Genomic DNA, 20122 nt, shown 5'->3' on the forward strand with positions numbered 1-20122 from the left:
CCGATGCCCCCTGAAACGGAGTGGCTGAACCAGCTCATCGCCGCGCTGCAGTTCACCCAGTTCGCGCTGCTGCGGCTGCTCGACGCGCTGGGCCTGGTGCAGCCGGTGGACGGTCAGCCGGCCTGGCCGTTCGCCTGGCGCCTGTCCGGCGAGAACCTGCTGATCGACCTGGGCCAGGCACGCCGCCTGGGCTGGACGCTGGCGGCGCTGGCTCTGGCCGCGCTGCTGGTGCTGCTGGCCCTGTTCTGGCGGCGCGGCCGCTGGGCTCTGCTGGTCAGCGTGCCGCTGTTGCTGCTGGCCGCGCCCTGGCCCGAGGCCCGCGTGCTGCTGGTGCCGGCCACGCCGGCCAGCTTCCACCGTTCGCCGACCGGCTTCTCGGCCCGCGCCATTGCGCAGGGCCAGGCGCTCTATGCGCAGCACTGCCTGGCCTGCCACGGTGCGGACGGGCGCGGCCAGGGGCCGCTGGCGGCGGCGCAGCCGGTCTGGCCGCCCAACTTTGCCGGGCCGCTGCTGTGGCGGCGTGCCGACGGGGATCTCTGGTGGCGTGTGCTGCACGGCGTGCGCGGGCGCAAGGGTGAGGCCACGATGGCCGGCTTCGGCGACCGCCTCTCCGATGCCGAGGCCTGGGCGCTGGTCGATTTCATGAAAGCACAGGGGGCCGGGCAGGCCTTGCGCGTGGCGGGCTTCTGGCCGCAGCCCGTGGGCCTGCCCGATGTGGCGGTGCGCTGCGCGGGCCAGGGCGCACGGCCGCTGCGCAGCTGGCGCGGGCAGCGTGTGCGCGTGGTGGCCGAGGGCCAAGGCGCGGCCTCGGTGCGCGAAGACCCGCGCTTCGTGACCGTGTTGCTCCGGCCTGCCGCATCGGTTGGGCCTGCGCCGGTCGATTGCGTGGCCAGCGACGCTGCGGCCTGGCAGGCGTTCGCGCTGATCGCGGGCAGCGATGCACTGGCCGGCACGCAACTGCTGGCCGACCGCGACGGCTGGGCCCGTGCGCGCGCGGTGCCGGGCCAGGCCGGCTGGTCCGAGGACGATCTGCTGTGCCGCACGGAAGGCCAGCCGCGCGCGCCGACGGGCGGCGTGGCGACCGATGGGCTGTCGGCCCTGGTCGCGGCCATGGATGCAGAGCCCGTGCGCTACGTCAAAGGCGGCTTCGTGCATTGAAGCCCCCTCATGCACAATCGCCACCCCATGCACGCCTTGCTCCGCCTGATCGCCCGCATGCCCCTGGTGGCAGGCCGGCGGCCGGGCGCGGGCCTGGTGCGCGGCGTGCTCGCGCTGTTCCTGCTGTCGCTGGGCGCGGCCATCGCCTCGCCCGTGGTCAAGCCGCAGGCCATGGAGCTGATCTGCTCGGGCGCCGGCCTCATCAAGGCCGTGGTGCACACCGATGACGGCGTGCAGGAGATGGGCGCCGGCCACCTGGACTGCCCGCTGTGCGTGCTGGGCGGCGCGCCGCCGCTGCCGTCCGTGGCCGCGCTGCCGGCCGTGCTGCCGCTGGGCCATGCGGTCCAGCCCATCCCCGCCGCGCGCATCGCCGCGGCCACCGCGGCGCCGCTGCCGGCGCGCGGACCGCCCTCGCTCGCCTGACATTGCCATCGATGGCGCAGCGCTGCTGCGCCCTTTCTTTGCCATGCAGCGGCGGGCCCTTGGCCCGCCATCCGAGAGAGCTTTTTCCATGCACAAGATCACCGTGCTGCTGTCGGGCGCAGTCGCGGCCGGCGCAGCCCTGGCGCAGGCCGCAGACGATGCGCCCGAGCGCCAGAAATCCCTGGGCGTCGTGACCGTCAGCGGCGGCCAGCCCAGCTCGCTGCCCACGCAGATCCCGACCACCGTGGAGGGCGTCACGCGCGCGCAGATCGCCACCACCGTCAACGCCACCGATGCCGAGGACGCGCTGAAGTACCTGCCCAGCCTGCTGGTGCGCAAGCGCTACATCGGCGACTACAACCACGCCATCCTGTCCACGCGCGCCTCGGGCACGGGCAACAGCGCACGCTCGGCCGTCTATGCCGACGGCATCCTGCTGTCGAACTTCCTGGGCAACGGCATCGCCAACGGCACGAACTACGCGCCGCGCTGGGGCCTGGTCACGCCCGAGGAGATCGAGCGCGTGGACGTGATGTACGGCCCGTTCTCGGCCGCCTACCCAGGCAACTCGGCCGGCGCCGTGGTCGACTACGTGACGCGCATGCCGAAAAAGCTGGAGGCCCACATCCGCCTGGGCTACGCGGCCCAGCCCAACCACCTGTACGGGACGGACCGCACCTTCACCTCCTGGCAGACCAGCGCCTCGCTGGGCAACAGGAGCGGCGACTGGTCCTGGTGGCTGGCGCTGCAGCGCGGCCGCAGCGAAGGCCAGCCGCAGACCTTCGCCACCGCGCTGCAGTCGGCCGGCCAGGCCGGTGGCAGCGGCGTGCCCGTCACGGGTGCGGTACCGGGCCGCAACCTCACGGGCCAGCCCTGGTGGCTACTGGGCAGCGCCACGCAGTACACGACCGCGCAGGACCAGGCCAAGCTCAAGCTGGCCTACGACATCACGCCGCAGCTGCGCGCCAGCTACACCCTGGGCTGGTGGCAGAACCAGTCCGAAGGCCGGTCTCAGAGCTGGCTGCGCGATGCGGCCGGCAACCCCGTCTACAGCGGCCCGGTGCAGATCGACGGGCGCAGCCACCAGCTGGGCGCGACGGCCTTCCCCTCGACCGACGACGCGCAGACGCACTGGATGCACGGCTTCTCGCTCAAGAGCCGCACCCTGGGCACCTGGGACTGGGAGCTCGTGGCCAGCCTGTACGACTACGCCCGGGACCGCCAGCGCGCGCCCACCACTGCGCTGCCGCAGGCCGCCAACGGCGGCGCGGGCACGCTGCAGACGCAGGACGGCACGGGCTGGAGCCAGTTCGCGGCCAAGGGCACTTGGCGGCCGCAGGGCGTCGGCGGGGAACACATCGTGGACTTCGGTCTGGGCCGCGATGCCTATGAACTCAACATCGCCAAGATGGCGGTGGCCGGCGACTGGCGCAGCGGCGAGGGTGGCGCGCTCGTGAGCCAGGTCGGCGGCCGCACCAGCACCTGGTACGCCTGGGCGCAGGACGCCTGGGCCTTCGCACCGCAGTGGAAGGCCGTGCTGGGCGCGCGCTGGGAGCACTGGCAGGCCGAGGATGGCCTGAGCGCCACGGCCAGCAGCCGGCTGGCCTACGCTGCGCGCAGCCAGTCCGATGTCTCGCCCAAGGCCGCGTTGGCGTACCAGCTCACGCCGCAGACCGTGCTCAAGGCCTCGCTCGGCCGCGCCGTGCGCTACCCCACCGTGGGCGAGCTGTATGGCGCGACCTCGGGCGGCGCGCTGGACTTCGTCAACGACCCGAACCTCCAACCCGAGAAATCCTGGACCAGCGAACTCACGGCCGAGCGCGACCTGGGCACGGGCCTGGCCCGTGCCACCTTGTTCCACGAGACCACGCGCAATGCGCTCATCAGCCAGCTGATCCCCGGCAGCACGGTCTCGCGCGTGCAGAACGTGGACAAGGTGCGCACGTTCGGCGTGGAGTTGGCGGCCAACGCGAGCGATGTGGCCCTGCGCGGCCTGGACCTCTCCGGCAGCGTGACCTTCGCCAACAGCAAGACCGTGGCCAATGCGGCCAACCCGGCCAGCGTGGGCAAGTGGCAGCCGCGCGTGCCGCGCTGGCGCGCCACGGCGCTGGCCACCTGGCGTGCCGACGACCGCTGGTCCGCCACGCTGGCCGCGCGCTACAGCGGCCGCCAGTACAGCAACCTGGACAACAGCGACACCAACCCCTTCACCTACTTCGGCGCCAGCCGTTACCTCACGCTGGACCTGCGGCTGCGCTGGCAGATCGACCGGCAGTGGTCGGCCGCCTTCGGCGTGGACAACCTCAACAACCAGCAGTTCTGGGCCTTCCACCCCTATCCGCAGCGCACCTACCACGCGCAACTCCAGTTCGACCTGTGATGAGCCCACCCCCGTTTGGACGGCTCACTGCGTGTAGCCGTCCCATCCCCCCTCCAGGGGGCGCCGCCAGCGGCCTGGCAGAGCCAGTTCCGCGGCGTCCGTTGGCACGGCCTGCTCCGCGGCGTCCGTTGGCACGGCCTGCTCCGCGGCCACTCGAACCACGGCTTGCTCGCCGACTTCGTACTCCATGGCTGACATGCACCGCAGCCAACCATTGCAATGAAAGGATGACCACCATGCGCACACTTCTGCTTCCCCTGATCGCCGCCGCCGCGCCGGCCTTCGCCCACATCACGCTGCCGCCCGGCGGAGCCGCCGCCGGCAGCGACTACGAGGCCGCGTTCCGCGTCGGCCATGCCTGCAAGGACACGGCCGCCACCACGGCCGTCACCGTCCGCCTGCCCGAGGGCTTCACGCTCGTGGAGGCCCAGCCGCGTGCCGGCTGGGCGCTTTCCAGCAGCGCGCGCGAGGTGCGCTGGACGGCCGACGCCGCCAGCGCGCTGCCCGACAAAGAGCGTGCCGAGTTCGTGGTGCGCGGCAAGCTGACCGGCCAGCCCGGCACGCTGTGCTTCCCGGTGCGCCAGGACTGCGGCACGCAGAGCGCCGACTGGGCGCAGCTGCCGGGTGCCGACGCCAGCGCCAAGCTGCCGTTCCCGGCCGCGCGGCTGGACGTTCTGCCGCCCGGCGTGGCCGCGGTGGACGTGAAGAACGCCTGGGCCCGGCCCAGCGTGCCGGGCCAGAGCGGCACGGGCGCCTTCATGCAGCTCAGCGCGCCGCAGGGCCTGCGCCTGGTGGGCGTGGCGACGCCGCTGGCCGGCGTGGCCGAGCTGCACGAGATGCAGATGGACGGCGGCACCATGCGCATGCGCGAACTCAAGGACGGCCTGGCACTGCCGGCGCGCCAGCCCGTGGAGTTCAAGCCGGGCGGCTACCACCTGATGCTGATGGACCTCAAGCAGCCGCTGGCCAAGGGCACGCAGCTGCCGCTGACGCTGCGCTTCGTCGACGCCAGGGGCGTGGCCAGCCAGCGCGAGGTGCAGGTGCCGGTGGGCGTGCCCGAGGGGCAGGTCGCACCGGCCGGCGGCCACGTGCATTGAATCGGCCGAATATGACGCCGCGTGCGCCGAATTGAATAAGTGTGATGCCTTGATATTCCGGGTTTCGATTGAAGTCACCGAATATCGAGAGCCATCGTCGGAATAACTGACAGCCGAAGATTCTGCGCTTTCTTCGATCAATTCAAAGTGCCTGACGGCAATGGAGAATATCGAGAGGGGCATGCGGATTGCTGATTAAAAAGGGTCAACTCCGGTTGGCCTTCTTCTGTTTCAGCATTTGAGGATCTGTTATGCGACACATCACATTCACCCGCGCCGGCCTTGCGGCAACCCTGGCTCTGGCCGCCTGCGCGGCCTCGGCGGCACCCGTCACCACCTGGACCTACGCGATCACCAGCGCGTTCGACACCGACCCCTCGGCGACGACCTTCGTGAGTTCGGGCACCAACCCGGCCAACCCGATCAACAGCAGCACCAGCTACTGGACCAGCGACACGCTGCTGCAGTGGGGCCAGAAGACCGGCAGCATCGCCGCGGGCACGCGCAGCGGCCTGGAGATCACGAACACGCCGGCCACGGGCACCGTGGACACCAACGGCAGCTTCGTCGCCGCCAACAGCTACACCCACTACAACAACAACGCACTGGGCGCCAACAGCTATACGCTCTCCACCACCAAGATCGATTCGGTGTTGAGCCTGTATGCCGAAGGCATGGAGCAGGTATTTTCGACGGCCTACAGCGTTTACTTCCTGGAAACGCCGAACACCAATGCCACCTGCCCCGTGAAGGAAACGAATCCCTGCAGCGACATTTTCGTCCTGGTGGGTTCTTTCGGTGAATCCTTCGTCTACAACGGCTACGAATACAGCTTCGAATTCATTTCCGATCCCTCGTTCACGCAGCTGACGGATGCCCAGTGCGTGGCGGCGGGTTACGCCGCGGGCTGCTACGGCTTTGCGACGCCGGAAGGCCAGGACTACACGGTGAACTTCGCGTTCCGCGTGGTCGCCACCGCGGTGCCGGAGCCGGCATCGGTCGCCTTGGTGGGCCTGGGCCTGCTGGGCCTGGCCGGCATCCGCCGCCGCCAGGGCACCAAACAGGGCTGATTTCAGACCTGTCCCTGGGCCAGCGCGCGCAGCGCCGTGCTGCTGCGCTGGCCGACATGGTGCGCCGGCCCGTCCAGCCAGGCCTGCGCGGCGGCGCGCCCGGCGTCGCGCAGGTGTTCAAGGAAGGGCAGGTGCGCGATGAGCCGCGTCTCGCCGCGCAGCGCGGCCAGCACCGGCCCGCCGTCCACCAGATGCCAGCGGGCGCGGGCGATGCGGGCGGCCACGCCGCCGCCGGGCCACCAGCGCATGCCGGCGTCGGCCTGCAGCGTGGCCAGCAGGTCCAGTTCGCGCAGGAACGGAGCCTGGAAGGCGATGTCCATGGCGCGCTCGGCGATCTCGGCACGCTGGCGCGCCGTGCGCGCATGCTGGCGCGGGGCCAGCAGCACCAGCAGCGTGTCGGTGGCGCAGCGTGCATCGGCCAGCAGCGGCAGCAGGGCCGGGTTGGCGCTGTAGCCGCCGTCCCAGTACGGCTCGCCCTCGATCACCACGGTGTGGTGCAGCGTGGGCAGGCAGGCCGAGGCCAGCACCGCGTCCAGGCCGAGCGCGGCGTTGTCGAAGACCTGCAGCCGCCCGCTGTTGGCATGCGTGGCCGCGATCGCCAGTCGCGGCGCGGACGCATGGCGCAGCGCCGCGAAATCGACCTGCTCGGCCAGCAGTTCGCGCAGGGGGTCGCGGCCCAGCGGATTGAGCTCGTGCGGCGCGAACAGCTGCGACCACTGCAGCATCAGCCGCGCAAGCGGGTTGAAGGCCAGCGCCTCGTCCTGGCCCACGGTCAGCCATTCGAACGGGACGCGGCTACCGATCGCGCTCCAGAAGCCGGCCAGCGCGGCACGCGCGGCCGGGGGGCCGCCCTGCACCAGCCCATGGGCCAGCAGCACACCGTTGATGGCGCCGGCACTGGTCCCGCTGATGCCGGAGATGGCGAAGCGATCGGCCTCCAGCAGCGCGTCCAGCACGCCCCAGGTGAAGGCGCCGTGCGCGCCGCCGCCCTGCAGGGCGAGGTTCAGGGCCGGACGTTGGGGTGTTCGAAAGGGCAGGGTGGGCCAGCGCATGCCTGCAGCATGCCACGGCCATCTGTCAGGACTTGCCGCGGTAGCGCCCGGGCCGGGCGGCGCCTTCGATGATCTGGCGCCAGGACTTGCCGGCCGCATGGAGCTGGTCCGCCGATGGGCCCAGCGGGTTGCCGTAGCGGGCGCGGGTCCAGGCCTGCAGCCTGGCCAGCTCGTCTGCAGGGGTGTGGGCGCGAAAGCGCTGCTTGAGCGCGTTGCGCTGCGCGACGGTCCAGCGCGCCACCTGTTCCTCGCTGTCGCCGGCGCCGAGCATGCCGGCCGCCAGCGCCTGCAGGGCCGCCACCTCGGCTTCGTACTGTGCGCGCAGGTCGGCGGTGGCCAAGGCGTCAGCGCCGGCGTGCGCGTTTCGGAGCGGGAGCGCCGGCGCGCAGCACGGCATCCCAGGCCAGCCGCGCCCAGCGCGCCGCCTCGTCGCGGTCGTCGAAGACCTCGGCCGGGGCCTCGTGGTAGTTCATGCGCGCCGGCTCGCCCTTGCGCAGGTAGGCGAAGGCCGGCAACTGCCGGGCGGTGAAGCTGGCGAGGTTGTGCGCATCGGTCTTGAGGTACAGCCGGTTGCCTGCCAGCAGCGCGAACATGCGGCCGTCATGGAACACGCCGTGCCCGCCGAACATGCGGCGCACCGCGACAGGGCCGAAGCGCTCGAACACCTCGTGCAGGCTGTCGGCGAACTGGCTCATGGCGGTGTCGGTCCGCCGGGCAGGGCCGGCGCCAGCGTGCTCACCAGCTCAGGGTGACCTGCAGGGTGTCGGCGTAGGTGCCCGAGGGGACGGCGCCGGCGTTGGTCTTGTTGACGCGGGCGAAGACCGGCAGCGCGAAGGCACCGCCGTTGGCGGCCAGCGAGACGCCGACGGCGCTGCCGCTGGTGGGGTAGGCGGTGGTCATGGCGGCGTCGCTGTAGACCTCGTAGGGCAGGTAGCTGGACGTGCCCAGGCGCATGGCCCGCGTGCCGGCACCGACGCTGGCGCCCTGGCCGGGGTTGTTGCCGGCGTTCACGCTGACCGACATGGCGTTCACGTCGGGCGAGCAGACGATCTGCGTGGTGCCCGCGCCGCCGGCACCGCCGCTGGCCGTGGCCAGCAGCACGCCCGTGAAGGTGGAAGGCTGGATGCCGAAATCCAGCGTGCCGAAGTTGGCGCTGGACGCGCTGCCCGAACTGCCCGACACGGCGCAACCGCCCGTCAGCGTCATCTGCGTCATGAGTTGGCCGCCCATGCCGCCGGCCTGTGCGGCGCTAGCAGCTGCGAGCAAGGCCGAAGCAAGGAAAAGCGAGAATTTTTGGGTGTTCATCATGGCGTTGCGCCGGGTTTGTTCGGCTAGTGCACGATTCTCTGCTGGCAATTGTGTCGAGAAAAGCCCAGGTTGTCACATTTCGGGCAGTCGCTGTTACAAATTCCGGCTTCAGGCTTTGGCCATCAAGGCCACGGATGCCAACAATTCCCGCACTTTGAAGGGTTTGTCCAGGGTGCGCAGCGGCTTGAGTGCCTCCAGGCGCCTGGACGCTTCCGCGGAAACCGGGAAGGTCAGCGCGACCACGGGCAGGTCTGGACGGCACACGAATTCTCCTGCGCGCACGCGTTCGAGCAGCGTGAGCGCGTCGCTGCCGTCGTCCAGGTCCAGCACCATGCCGCCGAAGCGCCGGGCTTCCAGCATGGGCAAGGCGCGCGCGATGCTGGAGGCTTCGTGGAACTCGAAGAGACCGAGTTCACGCCCGACCGCCACCATGGTCCTGCGCATCACGAACTGGGGTTCGACCAGCAGCACGGCCGGCGGGCGGGCGGGGCCGTCACGCGCCGTCCTCTGGCTGTTCGCCGACCAAAGCTTGGTTGACCAGGGTGCGCAAGGCTTCCAGCACCGCCAGCTCCACGGCATCCAGGTTGCGGGGCCTGCTGTCGAGCACGCACAGCGTTCCGACACGCTCACCGCCCGGTGCGCTGAGCGGCGCGCCGGCATAGAAGCGGACATGGGGGGCGCCGGTCACCAGCGGGTTGTCGGCGAAGCGGGCGTCCAGCAGCGCATCCTCGACGACGAAGGTGCCGGGTTGGAGGATGGCGTGCGCGCAGAAGGAGATGTCGCGGGCGGTCTGTGCCGCCGCCATGCCGATCCGCGACTTGAACCATTGGCGGTCGCCGTCGACGAGGCTGACCAGTGCGATCGGCATGTCCATCTGCTCGGCCGCGAAGCGCACGATGCGGTCGAAGCGCTCCTCGGGCGGGGTGTCCAGCACCAGCAGCGCCCGCAGGGCGCGCAGGCGGGCATCTTCGTCGGCGGGCAGCGGTGCAGATGGCATGTCAGGCGCCGAGCGTAGCCGCAGCGCAGCACGCGGCATGTCGGACGCGGCCGACGATGTCAGACTTTGCCACCGCCCGCCTCGCGCCGCTGTTCGCGCAGCATGAACAGGTACAGGCTTTCGACCTTCTCGCGCGCCCAGGGCGTCTTGCGCAGGACCTTCAGGCTCGACGAGATGCTCGGCTCGCTCGAGAAGCAGCGCAGTGCGATGCGGTCGGCCAGTCCCGGCCAGCCGTAGTGGGCCACGAGCTCGGTCAGGATGCGTTCCAGCGTGAGGCCGTGCAGCGGGTTGCGCGGTTGCGCGGGTGGGGGCTTGGGGTGGGCGTCGTTCACGTGGCGATGCTGCCACAGCCGGCCGCGGGTTTGCCTGCCTCGCCGCGCGGCCGTGCGCGGGCGCACAATCCCGGCCGGCCGAGGCCCCACGCCATGAACACCATCGAGAAGATCCTGCTGTTCGGCGCCGCACCCGCGGTGCTGCTGTTGTCGCTGCTGGAGGGCGTGGTGCTGTCGCGCCGCGGGCACTACGACTGGCGGGCCTACGGCATCTCGCTGTTCGACTACGCGGGACGCATCGCGCTGACCGTGTTCGTGCCGTTCACGGTCGCTGCGCCGCTGGTGCGCTGGGTCGAGCAGCACCGGCTGGCCACGGTCCCGGTGGATTCGGTCGGCATGGCGCTGCTGCTCTTCCTGCTGCTGGAGTTCTTCTACTACTGGCTGCACCGCGCCGGCCACCGGGTGCGCTGGTTCTGGTGCAACCATGCCGTGCACCACACCCCCAACCAGCTGAACCTGGGCGCCTCGCTGCGCATCGGCATGTTCGGCAAGCTGACCGGCAACGTCGTGTTCCTGCTGCCCATGGTCTGGCTCGGCTTCGACCTGCGGCTGGTGCTGGCCGCGCTGACGCTGAACCTGCTCTACCAGTTCTGGCCGCACGCCACCTGGATTCCGAAGCTGGGCTGGCTGGAGTATTGGCTCAACACACCCTCAGCCCACCGCGTGCACCACGCGGCCAACCTTGAGTACCTGGATGCCAACTATGGCGGCGTGCTGATCGTGTTCGACCGGCTGTTCGGCACCTATGTCGCCGAGCGCGAGGACCTGCCCTGCCGCTACGGCCTGGTGCACCCCATGACCAGCCGCAACCCGTTCACCGTGGAGCTGGCGCAGTGGATCGCGCTGGCGCGCGACCTGGCCAAGGTGCGCAGCCTGCGCGCGCTGCTGGGCCATCTGGCCATGCCGCCGGGCTGGTCGCCGACCGGCGCGCACGAGACCACCGAGGCGCTGCGCGCGCAGGCCGCCGGCGCCGCGGGCGCGCCGCTCAGCGCGCCCCGAACGCCGCGCCTGCGAACAGATCCTTGAATTCCCGCGGCTGCGAGCGCCAGTACTGGCGCGGGGCCACCACCTGGGCGCCCAGCTTCGCCGCGGCATGCCAGGGCCAGTGCGGGTCGTACAGCACCGTGCGCGCGATGGCCACGGCGTCGGCCCGGCCCTCGGCGACGATGGCCTCGGCCTGCTCGGGCTCGGTGATGAGGCCCACGGCGATGGTCGGCAGGCCGACCTCGGCCTTCAGGCGTTCGGCGAACGGCACCTGGTAGAGCGGCCCCAGTGCGATGGCCTGCTGCGGCGAGACGCCGCCCGAGGACACATGGATGGCCGCGCAGCCGCGCGCCTGGAGGGCCTGCGCCAGCGCCACGGTGCTTTCCACATCCCAGCCGCCCGGCACCCAGTCGGTGGCCGAGACGCGCACCCAGACCGGCTGGCCGGGCGTGAAGGCCTCGCGCACGGCGTCGAACACCTCGAGCACGAAGCGCATGCGGTTGTCCAGGCTGCCGCCGTAGGCGTCCGTGCGCTGGTTGGACAGCGGCGACAGAAACTGGTGCAGCAGGTAGCCGTGCGCGGCGTGCAGCTCGATGCCGTCCAGTCCCAGACGGGCGGCACGGCGGGCCGCCGCCGCGAAGGCCTCGCGCACGCGGCGCAGCCCGGCGGCATCGAGCGCGCGTGGGGCTTCCTCGCCCGGCGCGTGCGGCAGCGCGGAGGCCGAGACGCCTTGCCAGCCGCCGGGCGCGGTCGAGCGCACCTGGGCGCCGCCGTCCCAGGGCGCGCGGCTGGAGGCCTTGCGGCCCGCATGGCCGAGCTGGATCGCCACCGGCATGGGCGAGTGCGCGCGCAGCGCGGCCAGCACGCGCGCCAGGCCGGCTTGGTTGGCATCCGAATACAGCCCCAGGTCGGCTGCGCTGATGCGGCCTTCGGCTTCGACGGCCGTGGCTTCCAGGACCAACAGCCCTGCGCCCGACAGCGCGAGCCGGCCCAGGTGGATCAGGTGCCAGTCGCCCGGCGTGCCTTCGCTGGCCGAGTACTGGCACATGGGGGCGATCACGATGCGGTTGGCCAGCCGGAGCGGGCCGATCTGCAGGGGCTGGAAGAGCTGGCTCATGGGGGTACGGTGGCGGTATCGGGGGCGGATGTGCGCGGCGCGGTGATGCCCGCGATGGTGCGCAGGATGTGGGCACGCACCAGGGTTTCGACGCCATCGGCATCGCCGGCCTTGAGCGCCGCGAGGATCTCGCGGTGCACGTCCTGCACGTAGTCGACCGAGGGGCGGGCCTCCATCCAGATGCGCATGAGCGGCTCGATCACCGAATGCAGCGCCGAAATCTGGTGCATCAGCCGCGGTGCGTCGCTGACGGCGCACAGGCGTTCGTGGAACTGCCGGTGCACCGTGATCCAGTCCGAGGTGTGGGCCGCGCTGCGCTGCATCTTGGCCAGCAGTTGCTCGAGGTCGTGGATGTCGTCCGCGCTCACGCGCCGCGCCGCCATGGCTGCGGCCAGGCCCTCCAGCACGGCGCGCATCTCGAAGACCTCGCGCACTTCCTTCTCGGTGAGGTCGCGCACCACGGCGCCGCGGTTGGGCCGCATCACGATCAGGCCCTCGGCGGCCAGCCGGTTCAAGGCCTCGCGCACGGGCATGCGGCTCATGCCCAGCGCGCTGGCGATCTCCTCGGGAACCAGGCGCGAACCGGGCCGCTGCAGCCCCATGCGGATGGCATGGCGGATGTGCTGGTAGGCCTCCTCCTGGGCGGTCGAGTGCGGGGATTCGAACGAGGAAGAGTGTTGCATCAGCATCAAGGAAGCAGGGGATTTGCACGGCCGGCCGCGCGATTCTAGGGGTGGGGCTGTCCGTGCGCTGGTCGAGGCTGCCCTGCTGCGGTGCACGGGCAGCCGGTGCAGGTACCGGTTCGGTGCATGGGCTGCGCACGCCTGGGCGCTGTCACAGGGACAAGGGGCGCCGTCCGTCGCCAGCGATTCCATCGAGACTGGCCTGGCAATTGCTTGGGAGGGTGCGTCCTACAAGTTGGATCCAAATATCCAAAGATCCAGAAAATTGCGGGATACTCGCGGCGGCCTTGGGTTCGCGGCCGCCAGACCAGACCTTCATTCGTCAGACGGGGATTCCTTCCATGATTCTTGAGTCGTTGCGCACGTCCATCCTGGCGGCCGTGGTCCTGGCAGTGGGCAGCGCCAGCGCGCAAACGCCCGCGCCGGCCTGGCCCACCAAGCCGGTCCGCATCGTGGTGCCGTTCTCGGCCGGGGCCGCCACGGACCTCATCAGCCGGCAACTCGGCACTGGCCTGGCCAAGGCCCTGGGCCAGGCCTTCGTCGTCGAGAACAAGCCCGGCGCCGCCGCCATGATCGGCAGCGATGCGGCGGCCCGCGCGCCCGGCGACGGCTACACGCTGCTCATGAGCGGCCCGGCCTCGATGGTGACCAACCGCTTCCTCTACAAGAAGCTCAGCTACGACCCCGATGCGTTCGCGAAGGTGGCGGTGGTCGCCATCACGCCCAACGTGCTGCTGTCGCACCCCTCGCTGCCGTTCAAGACCGTGCCCGAGATGGTGGCCTACGCCAAGGCCAACCCCGGCAAGCTGACCTATGCCTCGTTCGGTGCGGGCACCACCTCGCACATGGCCGGCGAGATGCTGCGCCAGCAGGCCGGCATCGACATCGTGCACGTGCCCTACAAGGGCGCGGGCGAGGCCATCCCGGCGCTGCTGTCAGGGCAGGTGGCCATGTACTTCGACACCATCATGACCGCGCTGCCGCAGGTCAAGGCCGGCAAGCTGAACCCGCTGGGCGTGTCCAGCGCCACGCGGTCGGCGATGGCGCCGGAGATTCCCACCATTGCCGAGCAGGGTTACCCGGGCTACGACATCGCGCCCTGGTACGGCATCGTCGCCAGCCCAGGCACGCCGCAGCCCATCGTGGCCCGCCTGAACGCCGAGATCAACAAGCTGCTGCAGGATGCCGCCTTCCGCGACAGCCTGGCCGCCACCGGCGCAGAGCCGCGCGGCGGCTCCGTCGCCGATTTCGAGGCCTTCGTGCGCAACGAGGTGCCGCGCACCGAGAAGCTGGTGCAGCAGTCCGGCATCACCATGCAGTAGCAGCACACCGCCTCCCTTCCACCCCACACCATGCCCATGCCCGATTTCGACTGGTCCTTTCCCTACCGTTCGCAAAAGATGCCGCTGCTCGCGGCCAACGCCGTCAGCACCAGCCAGCCGCTGGCCGCGCAGGCCGGCCTGCAGATGCTGCGCGAAGGCGGCAACGCCATCGACGCGGCGATCGCCACCGCCATCACGCTGACGGTGGTGGAGCCGGTCATGAACGGCATCGGCGGCGACCTGTTCGCCCAGGTCTGGCACGAAGGAAGGCTTTACGGTCTCAACGCCAGCGGCCGCGCGCCGGCGCGCTGGACGCCGGCGCATTTCGCGGGCCGCAGCGCCATGCCCAAGGTCGGCTGGGACACCGTCACGGTGCCGGGCCAGGTGGCGGGCTGGCGAGCGCTGTCCGAGCGCTTCGGCAAGCTGCCGTTCGCGCAGCTGTTCGCGCCCGCCGTCGCCTACGCGGCAGACGGCTTCCTGGTCTCGCCGCAGATCGCACGGCAATGGGCGGCGCAGGTGCCGGTGCTCCTGGAGCAGCCTGGCTTTTCTGACACCTTCCTCGTCGAGGGCCGCGCGCCGCGCGCGGGCGAGCGCTGGCGCTGCCCCGACCAGGCACGCACGCTGGGCGAGATCGCGGCGACGGGCGGCCGCAGCTTCTACGAGGGCACGTTGGCCGAGCGCATCGTGGACCATGCGCGCAAGACCGGCGGCGTCCTCGCTGCGCAAGACCTCGCACAGCACCAGGTGGCCTGGGTCGAGCCCATCGCCCAGGCCTTCCGCGGCCATGTTCTGCACGAGCTGCCACCCAACGGCCAGGGCATCGCGGCGCTGGTCGCGCTGGGCATCGTCGAGCGCTTCGACGTGGAGGCCATGGGCCTGGACAGCCCGGACTTCTACCACCTGGCCATCGAGGCCATGAAGCTGGCCTTCGCCGACCTGCACGCCCATGTGGCCGACCCGGCCCACATGCAGGTGCCGCCAGCGGCGCTGCTGGACCCGCAGTACCTCGCGTCGCGCGCCGCGCTGATCCACATGGACCGCTCCTCGGTGCCCATGGCCGGCGTGCCCAAGCCGGGCGGCACCGTCTACCTCGCGGCGGCCGATGCGGGCGGTTCCATGGTGTCCTTCATCCAGTCCAATTACCGCGGCTTCGGCTCGGGCGTGGTGGTGCCCGGCACCGGCATCGCGCTGCACAACCGTGGCGAGAGCTTCAGCCTGCAGGCCGGCCATCCCAACTGCGTGGCGCCGGGCAAGCAGCCCATGCACACCATCATCCCGGGCTTCGTGACGCAAGGCGGCCAGCCGCTGATGGCCTTCGGCGTGATGGGCGGTTCCATGCAGGCGCAGGGCCATCTGCAGATGCTGATGCGGCTGGCGGCCTTCCGCCAGAACCCGCAGGCCATGAGCGACGCGCCGCGCTTCCGTGTCGAGAACGGCCCGGTCGTCAATGTCGAGGCCCATCTGCCAGGCGCCGTGGCGCAGGAACTGCGCGCGCGCGGCCACGACGTGCAGGTGGCCCCCGGCGACAGCCTGGAGTTCGGCTCGGCCCAGCTGATCCACCGCGTGGACGGCGGCTACCTGGCGGCCAGCGACTCGCGCCGCGACGGCCAGGCCGTGGGTTTCTAGAGCACCTTGAACAGGTGCGTGCCGTCGCGCGCGAGCTGCGCGACGAGGCCGAACTCCCAGTCGAGGTAGCCCTGCATGGCCGCGCGCGGCGCGTCCGTGCCTTCGTAGGGACGGCGGTAGCGGTCGGTGCGCGGCGTGGCCAGGCGCGGCTCGCCGGGCTCCAGGGGCAGGCCGGCGGCGGCCCAGGCCGCCGTGCCGCCTGCGAGCACCAGCACACGGCTGGCCTGCCGTCCGCGTGCGTCGAGCAGGCTGCGCAGCTCGGGGGCGGCATAGGGGGCCAACGCACCGTCGGCACTGGTCAGAACATACTGCTGCGCTGCCGGCAACCGATCCAGCGCCTGGCGCAGCTGCGCGCGGATGGCGAACCAGGCGCCCGGGATGTGGCCGCGCACATGGGCCTGGCCCGGGCCCAGGTCGATGACCACGGTGCCCGCCAGCGCAGCCGCCAGCTGCGCGGCGCCGATCGGTTCGGCGCGCGGCGCCGGTGGCAGCGCGGCAGCCGCGGCGCCGCATTCGGTGAACGGCCCGGCACCGTCGAGCACGTGAACCTCCCAGCCCATCTGCGCCAGCCAGGAGCCCGTCATGTTCGCGCGCACGCCGTCGTCGTCCACCACCACGATGCGCGCGCCGCGCACCGGCACGCTGTGGTCGGTCTCCTGCACGAGCTGGCCGCCCGGCGCGTTCGCGAAGCCCGGCAGGTGGCCGGCGGCGTATTCCTCGGGCGTGCGCACGTCGAAGGCGTGCAGCGTGCGGCCGGGCTCGGCACGCCACCGGGCGAGCGCCTGCGGCGTGGCGCGGCCCACGCCGGCACGCCGGGCCGTGTCGCTTGCGGCCTGGCGCGCCTGGGCCAGGCGCTCGGGCGCGACCTGCGCGGGCGCGCGCCGCGCCGCGCCATGGTCCAGCCGCTGGCCGGCCAGCAGCCAGCCGATGGTGCCGTTGCGCAGCGCGGCCACGGGGTTGGGCACGCCCGCATTGACCAGCGACTGGGTGCCGATGATGCTGCGCGTGCGGCCCGCGCAGTTGACGACGATGGTCGTGGCCGGGTCGGGCGCGAGCTCGCGGACGCGCAGCACGAGCTCGGCGCCCGGCACGCTGGTCGCGCCCGGGATGCTCATGGTCTGGTACTCGTCGAAGCGGCGCGCGTCCACCACCACGGCGTCGGCGCCCGCGGCAATCAGCGCCTGCACCTCCTCGGCGGCCAGCGAGGGCGTGTGGCGCTCATGCTCCACGAGTTCGCCGAATGACTTGCTCGGCACGTTGACGTCGCGGAACACCTCGCCGCCCGCGGCGATCCACGCGTCCAGGCCACCGGCCAGCGCGTGCACCTGCGTATAGCCCAGCGCGGCCAGAACGGCCGCGCCGCGCGGCACCAGGTCTTCGCCATCGTGCAAGCCGTACAGCACGATCGGCGTGTCGCGCCGCGGAATGCGGCGCCAGGCCTCCAGCTCGATGCGCGACAGCGGCAGGTTGGCGGCCCACAACGGGTGCGACTGGGCGAACGGGTCTTCCTCGCGCAGGTCGAGCAGGGCGATCTCGTCGCGCGCCAGCAGCGCGGCGCGGACTTCGGCGGGTGTCAGTGAAAGCAGGGGCATGCGGCGAGCATAGGCGCGCGCCGCCCATGCGCTTGCGCGGCCAGCGCATCAGCACATGCGCAAAACGTGCTTGCATTCGGCCGGCACGTTGTGGGCAGCGGTCGGCCGCGGGCATTCGGCCGACAACGCAACGGCGTCGTGCGTGGTGGACAGGCACGCCTGTTCGCGCACACTGGTGCCTTCCCTTCGCCACCAAGGATGTCCCCATTGGCACGAGCCCCCCGTCGAGCGCCGCCGCGCGCTGCCCATCCGCCCGCAGCCTCGCAGCACGAGGGCTTCGTCCAGGTGCGCGGCGCGCGTGAGCACAACCTCAAGAACGTCGATGTCGACATCCCGCGCAACGCCTTCGTGGTGTTCACGGGCATCTCCGGTTCGGGCAAGTCCTCGCTGGCCTTCGGCACCTTGTTCGCCGAGGCGCAGCGGCGCTACCTCGACTCGATCGCGCCCTATGCGCGCCGGCTCGTGGACCAGGCCGGCATTCCGCAGGTCGATGCGGTCGAGGGCATGCCGCCCGCGGTAGCGCTGCAGCAGCAGCGCGGCACGCCCATGGCGCGTTCCTCGGTCGGCAGCGTCAGCACCGTCTCCAACCTGCTGCGGCTGCTGTTCTCGCGCGCGGGCCACTATCCGCCGGGCCAGGCCATGCTGTTCGCGGAGGACTTCTCGCCGAACACGCCGCAGGGCGCCTGCCCGCGATGCCATGGCCTGGGCCGCGTCTACGACGTGACCGAGCGCTCGGCCGTGCCCGATGACAGCCTCAGCATCCGCCAGCGCGCCGTTGCGGCCTGGCCCAGCGCCTGGCAGGGTCAGAACCTGCGCGACATCCTGACCACGCTGGGGCACGACGTGGACCGGCCCTGGCGCGACCTGCCGCAGCGCACGCGCGACTGGATTTTGTTCACCGACGAGCAGCCGACCGTGCCCGTCTATGCCGGCTTCGACCGCGACGAGGTGCGCGCAGCCGTGAAGGCCAAGATGGCGCCGAGCTACATGGGCACCTTCACGGGTGTGCGGCGCTACGTGTTGCAGACCTTCGCCAACAGCCCGAGCGCGGCCATGCGCAAGCGCGTCGCGCCGTACATGGTGGGCCAGGCCTGCAGCCTGTGCGCGGGGCGACGGCTCAAGCCTGCAGCGCTGGGCGTGACCTTTGCGGGCCACAACATCGCGGCGCTGGGCGCGATGCCGCTGGCCGAGCTGGCGCAGTGCCTGGCGCCAGCCGCGCAAGGCCGCGCGACCGCTTCCTCCGGCACCCGCACAGCGCGCCCGCGCGCGGCAGCCAACGCCCGCCATGCCGGGGCCGACGACGTGCTGCGCACGCCCGAGGATTCGCAGGAGAAGACCCTGGCCGCCCAGCGCCTGGCCGGCGAGATCCTCGCGCGGCTGCAGACGCTGCAGAGCCTGGGCCTGGGCTACCTCGCGCTGGACCGTGCCACGCCCTCGCTGTCGGCCGGCGAGTTGCAGCGACTGCGCCTGGCGACGCAGATCGGCTCCAAGCTGTTCGGCGTGGTCTATGTGCTGGACGAGCCGTCCGCCGGCCTGCACCCGGCCGACGGCGAGGCGCTGCACCAGGCGCTGGACCGGCTCAAGGCCGCCGGCAACACGCTGTTCGTGGTCGAGCACGACGTGGCCACCATGCGCGTGGCCGACTGGCTGGTCGACGTGGGGCCGGCCGCCGGCAGCCATGGCGGCGAGGTGCTCTACAGCGGCCCGCCGGCGGGGCTGGCGGCGATTGCACGCTCGCAGACGCGGCCCTATCTGTTTCCGGATGCGGGCGCCAGGCCGACGCCGCGCACGGTGCGCGAACCGCGCGCCTGGCTGCGGTTGCAGCAGGTGCGGCACCACAACCTCGATGGCGTGGACGCGGACTTCCCCATCGGTTGCCTGAGCGTGGTCACGGGCGTCTCGGGCTCGGGCAAAACCAGCCTGGTCAGCCAGGCCGTGCTGGACCTCGTGCGGCGCCAGCTGCATGCGCCGGCCGAACCCGAAGAGGAGCAGACCGCGGCCGAGGGCGACGACACCGGACAGGCCCCCATGCCACCCGTGCAAGGCCGCATCGCAGAGGGCATGGAGTACATCGCGCGCGTGGTGCAGGTCGATCAGCGACCCATCGGCCGCACGCCGCGCTCCAACCTGGCCACCTACACGGGCCTGTTCGACGCCGTACGCAAGCTGTTCGCGGCCACGCCCGAGGCACGGCGGCGCCGCTTCGATGCCGGCCGCTTCTCGTTCAACGTGGCCAAGGGCCGCTGCCCGACCTGTGCGGGCGAGGGCTTCGTGAGCGTGGAACTGCTGTTCCTGCCCAGCGTCTACGCGCCATGCCCGACCTGCCAGGGCCGACGCTACAACGAGGCCACGCTCAAGGTCGCCTGGCAGGGCCTGACGATTGCCGGCGTGTTGGATCTCACTGTCGAAGCGGCCTGCACGCGCTTCGCCGAGGAGCCCGCCGTGTTGCGCCCGCTGGATGTGCTGCGCGACATCGGCCTGGGTTACCTGCGCCTGGGCCAGCCCGCGACCGAGCTCAGCGGTGGCGAGGCCCAGCGCATCAAGCTCGCGACGGAGCTGCACCGGCCGCAGAACGGCCGCACGCTGTACGTGCTGGACGAGCCCACCACCGGCCTGCATCCCGCCGACGTGGACCGGCTGCTGGCGCAGATCGACCGGCTCGTGGCCGCGGGCAACACCGTCATCGCGGTGGAGCACGACATGCGTGTGGCGGCCGCGGCCGACTGGCTCATCGACATGGGGCCGGGGGCGGGGCCCGAGGGTGGGCGCATCGTCGTGGCCGGCCCGCCGGACAAGGTAGCCAGGCAGCGCGGCAGCGCCACGGCGCCCTACCTGGCGCAGGCGCTGCGCTGAAGCGCGAAGGCGTTGCGCGTTCTGCGCATGTGCGCATGCGCAAAACACACTTGTGAGATCGACCGGCCTTGCACAGAAGTTTTTTGCATAAGCAAGCAAATAAACAATCGTTGGTCGGCGCGCAGGGG

Annotated in this window: 20 protein-coding genes; 9 read left to right on the top strand and 11 right to left on the bottom strand. The window is 71.4% G+C overall.

From position 1 onward, the window contains the following. Nucleotides 1-3: 3 nt before the first annotated feature. The 3 genes from ASF45_RS18020 to ASF45_RS18030 all read left to right on the top strand — a co-directional run bounded on the left by ASF45_RS18020 (nucleotide 4) and on the right by ASF45_RS18030 (nucleotide 3961). Nucleotides 4-1158, top strand: a complete 1155-nt coding sequence (locus ASF45_RS18020; RefSeq protein ID WP_056665593.1) for a cytochrome c — start codon at nucleotides 4-6, stop codon at nucleotides 1156-1158. A 57-nt stretch (nucleotides 1159-1215) separates the two neighbouring features. After that, nucleotides 1216-1581 (top strand): DUF2946 family protein, encoded by a 366-nt coding sequence (locus ASF45_RS18025; protein WP_056665772.1) that lies wholly within the window; start codon nucleotides 1216-1218, stop codon nucleotides 1579-1581. Nucleotides 1582-1669: 88 nt separating this feature from the next. After that, entirely contained in the window at nucleotides 1670-3961 is a 2292-nt protein-coding gene (locus ASF45_RS18030) for a TonB-dependent receptor (protein WP_056665596.1), read from the top strand. Between the two features lie 24 nt (nucleotides 3962-3985). Here ASF45_RS18030 and ASF45_RS35450 read toward each other — a convergent pair whose 3' ends face one another. Beyond that, nucleotides 3986-4150 (bottom strand): hypothetical protein, encoded by a 165-nt coding sequence (locus ASF45_RS35450; RefSeq protein ID WP_156473081.1) that lies wholly within the window; start codon nucleotides 4148-4150, stop codon nucleotides 3986-3988. 47 nt (nucleotides 4151-4197) lie between these two features. On the opposite strand from ASF45_RS35450, the gene ASF45_RS18035 reads away from it, so the two are divergent. Further along, nucleotides 4198-5058 (top strand): copper chaperone PCu(A)C, encoded by an 861-nt coding sequence (locus ASF45_RS18035; protein ID WP_235580956.1) that lies wholly within the window; start codon nucleotides 4198-4200, stop codon nucleotides 5056-5058. Between the two features lie 251 nt (nucleotides 5059-5309). Beyond that, nucleotides 5310-6128: a THxN family PEP-CTERM protein gene (locus tag ASF45_RS18040; RefSeq protein WP_056665602.1), complete on the top strand. Its 819-nt coding sequence runs from the start codon at nucleotides 5310-5312 to the stop codon at nucleotides 6126-6128. Nucleotides 6129-6130: 2 nt separating this feature from the next. On the opposite strand, the gene ASF45_RS18045 is transcribed toward ASF45_RS18040, so the two are convergent. The 7 genes from ASF45_RS18045 to ASF45_RS18075 all read right to left on the bottom strand — a co-directional run bounded on the left by ASF45_RS18045 (nucleotide 6131) and on the right by ASF45_RS18075 (nucleotide 9817). Continuing rightward, nucleotides 6131-7180, bottom strand: a complete 1050-nt coding sequence (locus ASF45_RS18045; protein WP_056665605.1) for a patatin-like phospholipase family protein — start codon at nucleotides 7178-7180, stop codon at nucleotides 6131-6133. A gap of 25 nt (nucleotides 7181-7205) precedes the next feature. Then, nucleotides 7206-7520, bottom strand: coding sequence for a hypothetical protein (locus ASF45_RS18050; protein WP_056665609.1), 315 nt, complete (start codon nucleotides 7518-7520; stop codon nucleotides 7206-7208). Between the two features lie 4 nt (nucleotides 7521-7524). Beyond that, nucleotides 7525-7875, bottom strand: coding sequence for a TfoX/Sxy family protein (locus ASF45_RS18055; RefSeq protein WP_056665612.1), 351 nt, complete (start codon nucleotides 7873-7875; stop codon nucleotides 7525-7527). 40 nt (nucleotides 7876-7915) lie between these two features. Next, nucleotides 7916-8446 (bottom strand): spore coat protein U domain-containing protein, encoded by a 531-nt coding sequence (locus ASF45_RS18060; protein ID WP_235580957.1) that lies wholly within the window; start codon nucleotides 8444-8446, stop codon nucleotides 7916-7918. A gap of 150 nt (nucleotides 8447-8596) precedes the next feature. Continuing rightward, nucleotides 8597-8959 carry a response regulator gene (locus ASF45_RS18065; RefSeq protein WP_056665615.1) on the bottom strand — a complete coding sequence of 121 codons (363 nt, stop codon included), beginning with the start codon at nucleotides 8957-8959 and terminating at the stop codon, nucleotides 8597-8599. Nucleotides 8960-8981: 22 nt separating this feature from the next. Next, the gene (locus tag ASF45_RS18070; RefSeq protein WP_082551113.1) at nucleotides 8982-9485 is read right to left on the bottom strand and encodes a GAF domain-containing protein; all 504 of its coding nucleotides are present in this window, start codon (nucleotides 9483-9485) and stop codon (nucleotides 8982-8984) included. Nucleotides 9486-9544: 59 nt separating this feature from the next. Further along, nucleotides 9545-9817 carry a VF530 family DNA-binding protein gene (locus ASF45_RS18075; RefSeq protein WP_056665623.1) on the bottom strand — a complete coding sequence of 91 codons (273 nt, stop codon included), beginning with the start codon at nucleotides 9815-9817 and terminating at the stop codon, nucleotides 9545-9547. A gap of 93 nt (nucleotides 9818-9910) precedes the next feature. Between ASF45_RS18075 and ASF45_RS18080 the strand changes: the two genes are divergently transcribed. Beyond that, nucleotides 9911-10843, top strand: coding sequence for a sterol desaturase family protein (locus tag ASF45_RS18080; protein WP_056665626.1), 933 nt, complete (start codon nucleotides 9911-9913; stop codon nucleotides 10841-10843). Here ASF45_RS18080 and ASF45_RS18085 read toward each other — a convergent pair. Together ASF45_RS18085 and ASF45_RS18090 are read right to left on the bottom strand one after the other, a co-directional pair. Next, on the bottom strand, nucleotides 10803-11918 hold the full coding sequence (locus ASF45_RS18085) for an NADH:flavin oxidoreductase/NADH oxidase (protein ID WP_056665628.1): 1116 nt from the start codon (nucleotides 11916-11918) through the stop codon (nucleotides 10803-10805). The two genes, ASF45_RS18080 and ASF45_RS18085, sit on opposite strands and share 41 nt — an antisense overlap. After that, a complete protein-coding gene (locus ASF45_RS18090; RefSeq protein WP_235580958.1) occupies nucleotides 11915-12601 on the bottom strand; it encodes a GntR family transcriptional regulator in 687 nt (228 codons plus the stop codon). The genes ASF45_RS18085 and ASF45_RS18090 overlap by 4 nt, the downstream gene beginning before the upstream one ends. A 341-nt stretch (nucleotides 12602-12942) precedes the next feature. Between ASF45_RS18090 and ASF45_RS18095 the strand changes: the two genes are divergently transcribed. Then, a complete protein-coding gene (locus ASF45_RS18095) occupies nucleotides 12943-13923 on the top strand; it encodes a tripartite tricarboxylate transporter substrate binding protein (RefSeq protein WP_056665634.1) in 981 nt (326 codons plus the stop codon). A 30-nt stretch (nucleotides 13924-13953) separates the two neighbouring features. Continuing rightward, nucleotides 13954-15549, top strand: coding sequence for a gamma-glutamyltransferase family protein (locus tag ASF45_RS18100; RefSeq protein ID WP_056665637.1), 1596 nt, complete (start codon nucleotides 13954-13956; stop codon nucleotides 15547-15549). Here the strand turns inward: ASF45_RS18100 and ASF45_RS18105 are convergent. Further along, on the bottom strand, nucleotides 15546-17141 hold the full coding sequence (locus ASF45_RS18105) for a rhodanese-like domain-containing protein (protein WP_056665640.1): 1596 nt from the start codon (nucleotides 17139-17141) through the stop codon (nucleotides 15546-15548). The genes ASF45_RS18100 and ASF45_RS18105 overlap by 4 nt on opposite strands. Before the next feature lie 198 nt (nucleotides 17142-17339). Between ASF45_RS18105 and ASF45_RS18110 the strand changes: the two genes are divergently transcribed. After that, nucleotides 17340-19994 carry an excinuclease ABC subunit UvrA gene (locus ASF45_RS18110; RefSeq protein ID WP_162244026.1) on the top strand — a complete coding sequence of 885 codons (2655 nt, stop codon included), beginning with the start codon at nucleotides 17340-17342 and terminating at the stop codon, nucleotides 19992-19994. Nucleotides 19995-20122 lie beyond the last annotated feature (128 nt).

Source organism: Pseudorhodoferax sp. Leaf265, assembly GCF_001422365.1.
Taxonomy (GTDB): Bacteria; Pseudomonadota; Gammaproteobacteria; order Burkholderiales; family Burkholderiaceae_C; genus Pseudorhodoferax.

Coding starts and splice junctions, on each gene's coding strand:
- ASF45_RS18020 (WP_056665593.1), top strand. CDS start 4: ATGCCCCCTGAAACGGAGTGGCTGAACCAGCTCATCGCCGCGCTGCAG.
- ASF45_RS18025 (WP_056665772.1), top strand. CDS start 1,216: ATGCCCCTGGTGGCAGGCCGGCGGCCGGGCGCGGGCCTGGTGCGCGGC.
- ASF45_RS18030 (WP_056665596.1), top strand. CDS start 1,670: ATGCACAAGATCACCGTGCTGCTGTCGGGCGCAGTCGCGGCCGGCGCA.
- ASF45_RS35450 (WP_156473081.1), bottom strand. CDS start 4,150: ATGGAGTACGAAGTCGGCGAGCAAGCCGTGGTTCGAGTGGCCGCGGAG.
- ASF45_RS18035 (WP_235580956.1), top strand. CDS start 4,198: ATGCGCACACTTCTGCTTCCCCTGATCGCCGCCGCCGCGCCGGCCTTC.
- ASF45_RS18040 (WP_056665602.1), top strand. CDS start 5,310: ATGCGACACATCACATTCACCCGCGCCGGCCTTGCGGCAACCCTGGCT.
- ASF45_RS18045 (WP_056665605.1), bottom strand. CDS start 7,180: ATGCGCTGGCCCACCCTGCCCTTTCGAACACCCCAACGTCCGGCCCTG.
- ASF45_RS18055 (WP_056665612.1), bottom strand. CDS start 7,875: ATGAGCCAGTTCGCCGACAGCCTGCACGAGGTGTTCGAGCGCTTCGGC.
- ASF45_RS18070 (WP_082551113.1), bottom strand. CDS start 9,485: ATGCCATCTGCACCGCTGCCCGCCGACGAAGATGCCCGCCTGCGCGCC.
- ASF45_RS18080 (WP_056665626.1), top strand. CDS start 9,911: ATGAACACCATCGAGAAGATCCTGCTGTTCGGCGCCGCACCCGCGGTG.
- ASF45_RS18085 (WP_056665628.1), bottom strand. CDS start 11,918: ATGAGCCAGCTCTTCCAGCCCCTGCAGATCGGCCCGCTCCGGCTGGCC.
- ASF45_RS18090 (WP_235580958.1), bottom strand. CDS start 12,601: ATGCAACACTCTTCCTCGTTCGAATCCCCGCACTCGACCGCCCAGGAG.
- ASF45_RS18095 (WP_056665634.1), top strand. CDS start 12,943: ATGATTCTTGAGTCGTTGCGCACGTCCATCCTGGCGGCCGTGGTCCTG.
- ASF45_RS18100 (WP_056665637.1), top strand. CDS start 13,954: ATGCCCATGCCCGATTTCGACTGGTCCTTTCCCTACCGTTCGCAAAAG.
- ASF45_RS18105 (WP_056665640.1), bottom strand. CDS start 17,141: ATGCCCCTGCTTTCACTGACACCCGCCGAAGTCCGCGCCGCGCTGCTG.
- ASF45_RS18110 (WP_162244026.1), top strand. CDS start 17,340: ATGTCCCCATTGGCACGAGCCCCCCGTCGAGCGCCGCCGCGCGCTGCC.